The sequence below is a fragment of the Chelativorans petroleitrophicus genome, from assembly GCF_025398195.1.
Classification (GTDB): domain Bacteria; phylum Pseudomonadota; class Alphaproteobacteria; order Rhizobiales; family Rhizobiaceae; genus Chelativorans; species Chelativorans petroleitrophicus.
Genome location: NZ_JAODNV010000008.1, coordinates 42894 through 54773 on the forward strand (window position 1 = coordinate 42894; position 11880 = coordinate 54773).

Consider the following 11880-nt stretch of genomic DNA (forward strand, 5'->3'; position numbering starts at 1 on the left):
AAGCGGAAGGCGTGCCGCGGTCATTTGGGCCTTCGCGCTCATTACCGCTTCGGCCCCTTGCGCTCCGCGGAGGCGGCCCAGAGGTTGATGTCCGCCTCGCGGGCATAGACGTCGATTTCCGCAAGCTCCTCGTCGGTGAAATCAAGCCGGCTCAGGCCCCGCACGATCTCCTCCACCTGTTCCGGCCTGCTGGCGCCGATCAGGGCGGAGGTCACCCGCCCGCCGCGCAGCACCCAAGCCACCGCCATCTGAGCCAGGGTCTGGCCGCGACGCTTTGCGATCTCGTTGAGGGCGCGGATGTTCTCCAGCGTGTTCTCGTTGAGAAACTCCTTCCTCAGCGACTTGCCCTGCGCGGCGCGGCTATCCTGCGGGATGCCGCCGAGATACTTGTCGGTCAGCATGCCCTGCGCCAGCGGCGAGAAGACGATGGAGCCGATGCCGAGCTCCTCCAGCGTATCGAGGAGACCATCTTCCTCCACCCAGCGGTTGATCATCGAATAGCTCGGCTGGTGGATGAGACAGGGCGTGCCGAGCTCCTTCAGGATCGCCGCCGCCTCGCGCGTCCGCTGCGAATTGTAGGAGGAGATGCCCACATAGAGCGCCCGGCCGGACCGCACTATGTGGTCGAGCGCCATCATCGTCTCTTCGAGCGGCGTTTGGGGATCAAAGCGGTGGGAATAGAAGATGTCCACATAGTCGAGACCCAGCCGCTTCAGGCTCTGGTCGCAGCTCGCAATCAGATATTTCCGGCTGCCCCATTCCCCATAAGGGCCGGACCACATCAGGTAGCCCGCTTTGGAAGAAATGATCAGCTCGTCGCGATGCCCGGCAAAGTCCTCGCGCAGGATCTTGCCGAAGGCCTCTTCCGCCGAGCCCGGCGGAGGACCATAATTGTTGGCGAGATCGAAGTGGGTGATGCCGAGATCGAAGGCCTTGCGGCAGATCGCCCGCTTCCTCTCATGCGGGAAATCCTCACCGAAATTGTGCCAAAGGCCGAGCGAGACGGCCGGCAGCTTCAGGCCGGAGCGCCCGCAGCGCCGGTACTGCATGTTCTGATAGCGGTCGTCCGCTGGTTTCCAGCTCATGCCGGCACCTTTTCTTCGGCGAGCAGTCCGCGCGCCGCCTCAACATCGAGCGGCGACGGGCGCTCGCAGGTGGTGGTGAGTTCAACGAAGCTGCCCGTCTCCGCCGATTTCAGAATTGAGGTCATCACGTCGACGGCGTGCAGCGACATCTCCAGCGAGCAGCGGTGCGGGCGCCCCTCGAGAATGGCCAGGGCCATGTCGGCAAGCCCCGCCGTGCGATAATTGGCGAGGCCCTTCCCGTCCCTCCCTTCCTGGTTCGTCACGCTCAACGGATGCTCCCATCGCGGCAGATCGGCGATCTCCGCCTCCCGGGTCAGGATCACCTCGCCGCCGAAGAAGTTCGGATCGGGAACATGCAGCGATCCGGTCTCGCCGTACAGCTCCATATTGCCGTGCCTGTGATGCCAGACGTCCCAGCTCGCGCCCAGCGTGATGACCGCGCCGTTTTCAAATTCCATGACGGCATGGATCGTCGTGGGGGTCTCCACGATGATCTTCTGACCCCTTCGCGGCTCCGAAAGGATGGTGCGCTCCTTCGTCGGAGTGGAGGCGAGCGCGCAGACCCGCTTCACCGGGCCGACGAGCTGGATCAGGTTAGTGACGTAGTAGGGGCCGACATCGAGCACGGGACCGGCACCCGGCTTGAAGAAGAAGTCCGGATTCGGATGCCAGTGCTCCATGCCGTGGCTCATCACGTGGCAGGTGCCGCTGACCACCTTGCCGATGGCGCCGGAGTCGATCAGGTGCCTTGCAAGCTGATGCGCGCCGCCCAAGAAGGTGTCGGGTGCGGAGCCGAGCCGTACACCCTTTTCCTTAGCAAGCGCGGCCAGCGCCTTGCCCTCCTCGACGGAGAGCACGAAAGGCTTTTCCGAATAGACATGCTTGCCGGCATCGATCCCCCGCTTCGAAATCTCGTAATGAGCGGCGGGGATGGTGAGATTGACCACGATGTCGATGTCATCCGCCGCAAGCAGGCCGTCCACGCTCTCTTGGCGAAGTCCAAACTCCTCCGCCCGCGCCTTTGCCGCATCCGGGTTCACGTCCGCGCAGGCACGCATCTCGATCCCGCGGAAGTGCGGCGCCAAACGCATATAGGCCGCCGAGATATTGCCGCAGCCAATGACGCCCACTCCAAGTTTTCTGGCCATGTTTACGTTCCTCAATACCGTTTCTGCTCCGCCTTCACCGCCGCAGGGGCGGTTGGCAACTCTCATTTGCATCGGGCCTCAGAGCCCTGGACAAGCCGTGCCTAGCGATCCCTCGCCACGGCTTGGCTCGACCTCCTAAAACCTGCGCGCGTTCTCGATCGACCGGCGCGCGAAGCGCTCGTGATCGTTCGGCTTGTCGTGCTCCATAATGAAAAGCCGGGCCTTCGTCCTGTTACGCACGGTGTCCATGATCTCTTTCCACTTCACCGTGCCTGTGCCCACATCGGCCCAGCCGTCCTCGTCGGCAGCCTCGCCCTCTGGCGCTATGTCCTTGATGTGAATGGCCGAGATGCGGTCGCCATATTTCTCCAGCCACGCGACCGGGTCCGCGCCGCCGCGCACGATCCATGCGATGTCGGCCTCCCAGGAGAGCTCCGGCCCGCCGCGCAGGATTTCCGCAAGCGGAATGGAGCCGTCGGGAAGCGGCCGGAATTCGAAATCGTGATTGTGCCAGCCGAAGAGGATGCCCGCCTTCCCAAGCGGCTCGCCGGCCTTCGCCAGCCTTTCGCCGAAACGGGCGTATCCGGCTGCATCGTCCGGGCGCTGCTCGGCGGGCAGATACGGACAATAGACGGCCTGCATGCCGACCGTTTTGGCGATCTCGACCACCCTGTCAGGCTCCTTTTCCAGCATGTCGAGCCCGAAATGGCCGGAGGTCATGGCAAGCCCGGCCTCGGCAAGAGCCGACTTCAACGCTTCGAGATCGCCATAAACACCGCCATAACCTTCCACCTGGGCATAACCCAAGCGCTTCAGCATGCGCAGCGTATCGATGAGCGGCGGGAACTCGCGCGAGGAATAAAGCTGGTAGGAAAACGCGGTCATGGAATTCTTACTCCAGGATTGGGACGCTCGGTTGCGGACGACTGCGGCGGAGGGTCGGAAGGCCGTGGAGCGTTGTCACATCTTTCACTCTGCACGCCATCGGGTTCTCTCCCGCCTGCCTCACAGCCGCATCTCCGTCTGCGCGTCGAAAACGGAGGCGCGGGCCGGATCAAAGCCGACCATCACCCGGTCGCCCTTTTTCACCGGATGCTGGCCGTCGACGCGGAAGCGCAGCTCGCTGCCGTTGAACCGCGACCAAACAAGCGTGTCTGCGCCCATCGGCTCGATCACCTCCACATCCACTTCCGCCTGGAAAGGCTGATCGGAAGCCGCCTTCTCGATGAAGATGTGTTCGGGACGGATGCCAAAGGTCACCGCGCCGGGCTTCGGCCCGTTGCCGGAGAACTGGTAGCGGGCGAGACTGATCTTTGTCTCGCCGGCCCTGAAGACCGGATCGCTTCCAATCTCAAGCTGGCCGTCGATGAAGTTGATGCTGGGCGAGCCGATGAAGCCGGCCACATATTTGTTCACCGGCTTGTTGTAGATCGTGGCCGGATCGGCGAGCTGCTGGATCGCACCCGAGCGCATGATGGCGATCCGATCGGCAAGTGTCATGGCTTCGATCTGGTCATGGGTGACGTAGATCATGGTGGTGTTCTCGAGCTGCTGGTGCAGCCGCTTGATCTCCACCCTGAGTTCGGCGCGCAGCTTGGCATCGAGGTTCGACAGGGGCTCGTCGAAGAGGAACACGTCCACATCACGCACAAGCGCCCGCCCGATGGCGACGCGCTGGCGCTGGCCGCCGGAAAGCTGCGCCGGCTTGCGCTTCAGAAGCGGCTCGATGTGCAGGATTTCCGCCGCGCGAGCTACGCGCCTCGCTATCTCATCCTTGGGAACGCGCGCGTTCTTCAGGCCGAAGGCGAGGTTCCCTTCCACGGTCATCTGCGGGTAGAGCGCGTAGGACTGGAACACCATGCCGATGCCCCGGTCCTTCGGCTGCTCCCAGGTGACGTTGCGCCCCTTGATGAAGATCTGGCCGTCGGTGATGTCGAGCAGCCCCGCAATGCAGTTGAGCAGCGTGGACTTGCCGCAGCCCGACGATCCGAGCAGGACCAGGAACTCACCCTCCTCGATGTCGAGGTTGAGGTTTTTCAGGACCTCGACTTCTCCGAAATTGAGACAGAGATTTCTGACCGATACTGCGCCCATTAATCACCCCTTCACGGCACCGGCGGCGATGCCGCGCACAAACAGCTTTCCAGATGCAAAATAGACGATGAGCGGCACGAGACCCGTGATGATGGTGGCCGCCATGTTGACGTTGTATTCCTTCACCCCCTGGGTGGCGTTGACGATGTTGTTGAGCTGCACCGTCATGGGATAGACGTCGGGCTTGGTGTAGACCACGCCGAACAGGAAGTCGTTCCAGATGCCCGTGACCTGCAGGATGATGGCGACGACGAAGATCGGCAGGCTCATCGGCAACATGATCTTGAAGTAGATGCCCCAGAACCCCGCACCGTCCACGCGCGCAGCCTTGAACAGCTCCTCCGGCACGGACGCGAAATAGTTGCGGAACAGGAGCGTCAGGATCGGCATGCCGAAGACGGTGTGAACCAGCACCAGCCCTGTGAGCGTGCCGTAGATGCCCATCTCGCGCAGGATGATGACGATCGGGTAGAGCATCACCTGATAGGGGATGAACGCTCCCACGATCAGGATCGTGAAGAAGGTATTGGCGCCCTTGAAACGCCAGTTGGCGAGCGCATAGCCGTTGATCGAGGCGATGGCGATGGAGAGGATCACCGAGGGGACGGTGATGCGCACCGAATTCCAGAAGCCGCGCGAGAGGCCGTCGCAATTGAGCCCCGTACAGGCAGAGGACCAGGCCTTCACCCAAGGCTCGAAGGTGATCTCCAGCGGCGGGGCGAAAATGTTGCCGACGCGGATTTCCGGCATGCCCTTCAAGGAGGTGACGACCATCACATAGAGCGGCAGGAGATAGTAGATCGCCACGACCGTGAGCGTGCCGTAGAGAAAGATGTTGCGGCGCGAGAGAAGGCGGCGCGGCCGCGCCCCGCGAGGGCCGGCAAGCTCCTGCGGGAGGGGTTCGGCCGGCGCGCCGGCATAGTCGATCGCGGTGCTAGCCATGCCGCTTCCTCCCGCCGAATTCCAGATAGGCCCACGGCACGATCACGATGATGACGGCAAGCAGCATCATGGTCGATGCGGCAAAGCCCTGGCCGAGATTCTGTGACAGGAACATCGCGTCATAGACGTATTTGGCGGGGACCTCCGAGGCGATGCCCGGGCCGCCACCCGTCTGCGCCACCACGAGATCGTAGACCTTCACAATGCCGGTCGCGACGATGACCAGCGTGGTGATGAGGACAGGCCGCATCATGGGAATGACGATGAAAAGATAGGTCTTCCACATGGGAATCCCGTCGACGCGGGCGGCCTTCCAGATGTCCTCGTCGATGCCGCGCAAGCCCGCGAGCATCAGGCACATGACCAGTCCGGTGCTTTGCCACAGCCCGGCGAACAGGATGCCGTAGATGACGATGTCAGGATTGTAGAGCGGATCAAAGGTGAAATTTTCCCAGCCGAGGTCGCGGACCACGCCCTGGATGCCGAACTGCGGATTAAGAATCCACTGCCACACGAGGCCGGTGACGATGAAGGACAGCGCGAAGGGGTAAAGGAAAATCGTCCGGAACGTGTTCTCGAAGCGGATTTTCTGGTCCAGCAGGGCCGCAAGCACGAAGCCTATAACAAAGGAAAGGACGAGCATACAGACGCCGTAGATGAACAAGTTCTGGATCGAGATGATCCATTTGCTGCTCGACCACAGGCGCTCATATTGCGCGAGGCCAACGAAGTTCTCACGCGGCAGCAGCTTGGAATCGGTAAAGGAGTAGAGGACCGTCCAGAGCGTGCCGCCGACGAATACCACCGTAGCCGTGAGGATCATCGGGATGGCGGCGATCTTCGCCGCCAGGTTCTTGAACACTTGCCGCGGTCGGCGCGAGTCCGGCATGGGATACCTCCCACTGAAGTTCGGCGCGAAACAGAACCGGCCGGCACATCGGCCGGCCGGGATCATATCATTACTATGACGTCAGGTCGCGCTGCCCACGAGCTCGACGAAGCGCTTCTGCGCCTCTTCCGCCGTCAGCTCGGGGTTGTTGAAGAACTCAGTGAAGAGGTCGTTGATCTGCACCAGCGAATCCGCTGACATGAGCTGGTCCGGCGCCTGGATGATATTGCCCTTGGCAAGGATGTCGAGGCCCTTGCGCATGCAGTCATTGGCCGCTTCCAGGTCGACATCGCCGCGCACCGGCAGGGAGCCCTTCTTCAGGTTGAAGGCTACCTGCGTGTCGGGAGAAAGCATGACGGAGGCGAGCGCCTCCTGCGCTTCGGCAACTTCCGGATTGTCGATCAGCGGGAAGTAGAAGGCATCGCCGCCAGTCTGGATCACCTCATGCACGCCGAGGCCGGGAAGGCAGGTATAGTCCTCGCCGGCCACCTGGCCGGCCACCTGGAATTCACCCTGCGCCCAGTCGCCCATGATCTGCCCGCCGGCCCGGCCGGTGATCACGAGGTTGGTCGCCTCGTTCCACTCCTGCACATTGGAGTTGGCAGCCATCTGGCGCGCCTGATCGGCGGCGGCGAAGACCTTGGCGATCTCCTCGCTTGCAGCAAGCTCCGTGTCCTTGTCGCCGAAAATCTTGTTGTAGGCCTCCGGGCCGGCGAGCGCCGTCAGGAGCACCTGGAAGACCAGCGTCGTCTGCCAAGGCTGCTGGCCGATCGCGAGCGGCACCTTGCCCGCCTTTTCCAGCGCCGGTGCGGCGGCGACGAACTCGTCCCAGTTGGTGGGAACGGGCACGCCGGCATCTTCAAAAGCCTTGTTGGAAAGCCACAGCCACTGCTGGGAATGGATGTTTACCGGCACGCAATAGATCTTTCCGTCCAGCGTGCAGCTGTCGAGCAGGCTCGAAGGCCGGATGAAGTCGCGCCAGCCCTCCTTCTCGGCAAGCTCGGTGAGATCGCGCATCAGGCCCGCTTCCACCAGCTCCTCGGCCTGGCGGCCATGGTTGAACTGCGTGGCACCCATGGGATCGCCGCCGGTGATGCGGCTGATCATGATCGGCCGCGCCGTACCGCCCGAACCGGCAATGGCGCCGTCCACCCAGGTGTGATCCGTCTTCTCCTCGAAAGCCTTGGCGAATTCGGCGACGGCCGCCGCCTCACCGCCCGACGTCCACCAGTGCGTGACCTCGAGATCAACCGCCTGGGCCGCTACGGTGGCGCCAAAGAAAGTCGACGCGCACAGCAATGCTTTGGTAGCTTTCATGTCTTCCTCCCATTCGGATATCCGCAAAGCGGGGCCGAAATGCTTCACTGAGCGCCGGCCGGTGAAGCCGCCGCAATCGACCAAAACCTATAGGCACGGGTTCTGTAATCGATTACATAGCAGGTTGATTCAGACTGGCATTGGAGTCAACCCACTTTTTTCGAGACTCGGAAGAAATCGGAATCTTGGACAGAAAAACCCCAAACATTCAGGATGTTGCGCGGATGGCGGGCGTATCGACCGCTACGGTGAGCCGGGCAATCAGCAATCCTTCCGTTGTGTCGGAGGCAACGCGGGAAGCCGTCTTCGACGCGATCCGGCGCACCGGCTACCACATCAACATGGTGGCGAGGAACCTGCGGCGCGGGCGCACCGGCGCCATCGTCGTGCTCGTGCCCAATCTGGGAAACCCGTTCTTTTCCCTGATCCTGGCGGGCATCGAACAGGCCGCCGCCCCGGCGGGCTTCTCCGTCCTAATCGTCGATACGAAGCAACCGCACACCGATCAGGACCAGCTCTTCACCTATCTTCACACCACGCGCGCGGACGAGCTGATCTCGCTCGACGGCGCGCTGCCGCCCGACCTGCTGGCGCGCCAGGGCGAGGCCAATGCGCTGCCGCCCCTTGTCTTCGCCTGCGAATGGGCCGATGAGTCACCCTTCGTCAAAGTGGTCATCGACAACGAGGCGGGCGCGGCGATGGCGATCCGCCACCTTCATGAGCTGGGCCACCGCAGGATCGGCCATGTGCAGGGTCCGCGCGGGAACGTGCTCACCGAGAAGCGCCTTGCCGGCACGCAAAAGGCGCTTGAGGAACTGGGACTTCCTGTCAGGCCGGAATGGTTCTTCGCGGGCGACTTCTCGCTGCACTCGGGCGCCGAGGCGGCGCGTCAATGGATGGCACTTGAGGAGCGGCCCACGGGCGTGTTCTGCGCCAGCGACCAGATGGCGTGCGGTTTCATATCGGAGATCGTGTCGGCCGGGATGTCCGCTCCGCGTGACGTCTCGGTGGTCGGGTTCGACGACATCGACATTGCGCGCCACTTCATCCCGGCCTTGACGACCATCCACCAGCCGCGCGTGGCGATCGGGCAGGCGGCGGCCCGGCTGCTCATCGAGCGGATCAACGATGATTCGGGCGGGAAGGCCTTCATGGATCAGACCCTCCCGGTGGAACTCATCGTGCGCCAGAGCACCGGCCCGGCCCGTTAGACCTATCTCACCACCAGCACCGAGATCGAGGCATGCCGGACGACCCGCGCGGCGTTCGGGCCGATGAGGTAGTCCTCCGGGCTTGGCCGCTTGGCCGACAGCACGATGAGATCGGCCTTAACCAGATCCGCATAGCGCAGGATCTCGCGGTAGATCGAGCCGTGGCCGACGATGTGGCGGTGCTTCACATCATCGGGCACGTGCTGCTTCGTGAACTGGTGCAGGGCTTCGTTGGCGAGCTTGATCGCCTGCTGCTCATGCTCCTTGGGAAAGAAGCCGCCGACGATGGACATGCCATAGTCCGGCACCACGGTCATAACGTGGAGCCGGCTGCCGAAAGCGCGTGCATATTCGACGGCCGTTTCGACGGCGCGCATCTCGGCCTCCGCATGGCCGAGATCGACGGCAAGAAGAATGTCCTTGTACATGCACCCCTCCCTAAGCCGCCTGCAGAACCGGATTGCCGGCGAGCGTGCCGCCACGCTTGCGCTGCAAGAACATCACAAGGCCCAGGATGAGCAGAGCCGGCAGGTAGAAGACCTCCTTCGGCATCCGCTCGGCCGGCACCTCCAGCGCCGTCACCTGCACGGGCTCATCGGCGTAGAAGTCCATTTCGGAGAGAGTGCGGCCAGACAGGCTGTTGAGGTCCAGCGGCTCGTCCAGGATCACCGTGCCGTTCTCGATCCGCGCCGGCAGGCTCGTCGCCTGCTCGAAGCGGGCGGCACCGTCACCGACCCGTTCGCCGAGATTGAAGGCCATCCGGCGCTCCATCATCTCGTCCGGATTTTCAAAGCTCGGGCCACGGATGAGCACGCGGATGTACGCGTCATCGGGCGCCTGCTCGACCACCTCGAAGAGACGCTCAGCCTCCAGCCGCTCGTAAGGCGGCTGCACGAAATCGAGGAAGAAGCCGGGTCTGAGCAGCATGGCGGTGACAAGCAGCAGGGCTGCCGACTCCCAAATCCGCGACTTGGTCATGAAAAACCCTTGGGTCGCCGCCGCGAACAAGAGCATCGCGATCACCGACTTGACGAAGATGAAGATGGCTCCCACCACCGTGACGTTCATCAGGAGGAGTTCCTGGTTGAAGACGAACACGAAGGGCAGAAGCGCGGTGCGCATCTCGTAGAAGAAGGCTTGGATGCCCGTGCGAATCGGATCGGCGCGCGAAATGGCCGAGGCGGCAAAGGAGGCGAGCCCCACCGGCGGCGTCACATCAGCCATGAGGCCAAAATAGAAGACGAACAGATGGGCTGCGATCAGCGGGATCAGGTAGCCGTTCGCCGCGCCCAGATTGACGATCACCGGCGCCATCAGGGTCGAGACCACGATGTAGTTCGCCGTCGTCGGCAGGCCCATGCCCAGGATCAGGCTGATGATCGCCGTGAAAACGAGGATGAGGAAGATGTTGCCGCCCGAGAGGAACTCCACGAACTGCGCCATCACTTGGCCGACGCCCGTGAGGGTCACCGTGCCAACGACGATGCCCGCGGCGGCGGTCGCGCAGGCGATGCCGATCATGTTGCGAGCGCCCAGGATCATGCCGTGAATGAAATCGTCCCAGCCTTCGCGAGCCGCGGCGCGGACCTCCGCATTCCGCATCCTGCGGAACCACGCTTTCAGCGGCTTTTGGGTGAGCATGATGACGATCAGCAGCAGCACCGCGTAGAACGCGGACAGGCCCGGCGAGCGATGCTCGACCAGAAGCATCCACACCAGCACGAAGAGCGGCAGAAGATAGTGGAACCCGGTCTTGGCCACCTCGAGCGCGTTTGGAATTTCAACCACCGGTGCATTCGGATCATCGAGTTCCAGGTCAGGCACTTTGGAGGCGTACCACAGCGCCGCGACATACGACGCCAGGAGAAGGACAATCATGATCTCGGTCGAGAGCCCCGGCAGGGCGAACCGGATCAGCTTCACCAGCCAGTAGATGCCGATCAGCACCAGGACGAAGGACAACGAAACGATGAGCGTGCGCAGCAGCGACATGAAGAAGGGACCGGTCTGCTTGCGCTGAAGCACCGGCATGTTTCTCTTCACCGCCTCCAGATGCACGATGTAGAGCAGCGAGATGTAGGTGATAACGGCAGGCACGATGGCGTGCTGGACGACCTGCGCGTAGGGGATGCCGACATACTCCACCATCAGGAACGCGGCGGCACCCATCACCGGCGGCATGATCTGGCCGTTGACCGAGCTTGCCACCTCGACCGCGCCAGCCTTCTCGGCAGGATAGCCGACGCGGCGCATCAGCGGGATGGTGAACGTGCCGGTCGTGACCACATTGGCGATGGAGGAGCCGGAAATCATGCCCGTCATGAGCGATGACAGGACGGACGCTTTCGCCGGCCCGCCGCGCAGATGGCCGAGAAAGGCGAAGGCGAGCTTGATGAAGAAATTGCCTGCACCGGCCTTGTCCAGCATCGAGCCGAAAAGCACGAAGAGGAACACGAAGGATGCCGAAACGCCAATCGCCACGCCGAAAACGCCCCCCGTGGTCAGCCACATCTGATCCATTGCGCGGCTGAAGGAGGCGCCGCCCCAGCGCAGTATGTCGGGAACGACAGTCGAGGAACCGAAGAACACATAGGCCATGAAGATGATTGCCACGGCCATAAGCGGCGGCCCGAGAGCGCGCCGCGTGGCCTCCAAAAGCAGGATCATGCCCAGGCCCGCGGCCACCAGATCCTGCGTGATCGAGGCGCCCGGCCTGCTGGCCAGGTCGCGGTAGAAAATGAAGATGTAAAGGGCACAGAACGCGGCTGCGATCGCAAGTACCCAGTCCACGACCGGAATGCGGTCCCGCGGGCTATTCGAAAAGGCGGGATATGCCAGGAAGGCGAGCAGCAGCCCGAACGCCAGATGGATCGAGCGTATCTGCGTGTCGTTGAGGACGAGCGGCAGGCCTGTCAGGCTCGAAAGAGAGTAAGGCAGCGGCGAGGCGATGTAGAGCTGGAAAAGCGACCAGGCGAGCGCCACGCCGGCAACAATATAGCCTGCGATCCCCGCCGGGTCGCGCGCCCCGGTATCGGTGGATGCGACGAGGTCCTGCAGATCCTCCGCTGAGAGCGGCTTTGCCCCGTCATTGCCTTTCGGGTTTTCGGCCATCTGTCTGTCCCCAACCAGAGTTTCTTGATTGTTATCGTTTACGTGCCGCCTGCTCTTCAGCGGGAGAGAGCGCCCGGTGCCCG

10 protein-coding genes are annotated in these 11880 nt (G+C 62.8%); 1 reads left to right on the forward strand and 9 read right to left on the reverse strand.

The window, feature by feature from the left end; translation table 11 throughout:
* Positions 1 to 41 precede the first annotated feature (41 nt).
* The 7 genes from mgrA to NYR54_RS07635 all read right to left on the reverse strand — a co-directional run bounded on the left by mgrA (position 42) and on the right by NYR54_RS07635 (position 7475).
* Positions 42 to 1085, reverse strand: a complete 1044-nt coding sequence (mgrA, locus tag NYR54_RS07605; protein WP_261515017.1) for an L-glyceraldehyde 3-phosphate reductase — start codon at positions 1083 to 1085, stop codon at positions 42 to 44.
* Positions 1082 to 2233: a Gfo/Idh/MocA family protein gene (locus tag NYR54_RS07610; RefSeq protein WP_261515018.1), complete on the reverse strand. Its 1152-nt coding sequence runs from the start codon at positions 2231 to 2233 to the stop codon at positions 1082 to 1084. The genes mgrA and NYR54_RS07610 overlap by 4 nt, the downstream gene beginning before the upstream one ends.
* Positions 2234 to 2368: 135 nt before the next feature.
* Entirely contained in the window at positions 2369 to 3118 is a 750-nt protein-coding gene (locus tag NYR54_RS07615) for a sugar phosphate isomerase/epimerase family protein (RefSeq protein ID WP_261515019.1), read from the reverse strand.
* 120 nt (positions 3119 to 3238) lie between these two features.
* Positions 3239 to 4327, reverse strand: a complete 1089-nt coding sequence (locus NYR54_RS07620; protein ID WP_261515020.1) for an ABC transporter ATP-binding protein — start codon at positions 4325 to 4327, stop codon at positions 3239 to 3241.
* Positions 4328 to 4330: 3 nt separating this feature from the next.
* Entirely contained in the window at positions 4331 to 5269 is a 939-nt protein-coding gene (locus NYR54_RS07625; RefSeq protein WP_261515021.1) for a carbohydrate ABC transporter permease, read from the reverse strand.
* Entirely contained in the window at positions 5262 to 6158 is an 897-nt protein-coding gene (locus NYR54_RS07630; RefSeq protein WP_261515022.1) for a carbohydrate ABC transporter permease, read from the reverse strand. Before NYR54_RS07630 ends, NYR54_RS07625 begins: the two co-directional genes overlap by 8 nt.
* 81 nt (positions 6159 to 6239) lie before the next feature.
* Entirely contained in the window at positions 6240 to 7475 is a 1236-nt protein-coding gene (locus NYR54_RS07635) for an ABC transporter substrate-binding protein (protein WP_261515024.1), read from the reverse strand.
* 224 nt (positions 7476 to 7699) lie between these two features.
* Here NYR54_RS07635 and NYR54_RS07640 point away from each other — a divergent pair, with 224 nt between their 5' ends.
* Entirely contained in the window at positions 7700 to 8686 is a 987-nt protein-coding gene (locus NYR54_RS07640) for a LacI family DNA-binding transcriptional regulator (RefSeq protein ID WP_423738588.1), read from the forward strand.
* 2 nt (positions 8687 to 8688) lie between these two features.
* Here NYR54_RS07640 and NYR54_RS07645 read toward each other — a convergent pair whose 3' ends face one another.
* Together NYR54_RS07645 and NYR54_RS07650 are read right to left on the reverse strand one after the other, a co-directional pair.
* Positions 8689 to 9114, reverse strand: a complete 426-nt coding sequence (locus tag NYR54_RS07645) for a universal stress protein (protein WP_261515026.1) — start codon at positions 9112 to 9114, stop codon at positions 8689 to 8691.
* Between the two features lie 10 nt (positions 9115 to 9124).
* Positions 9125 to 11797, reverse strand: a complete 2673-nt coding sequence (locus NYR54_RS07650) for a TRAP transporter permease (protein ID WP_261515027.1) — start codon at positions 11795 to 11797, stop codon at positions 9125 to 9127.
* Between the last annotated feature and the right edge of the window lie 83 nt (positions 11798 to 11880).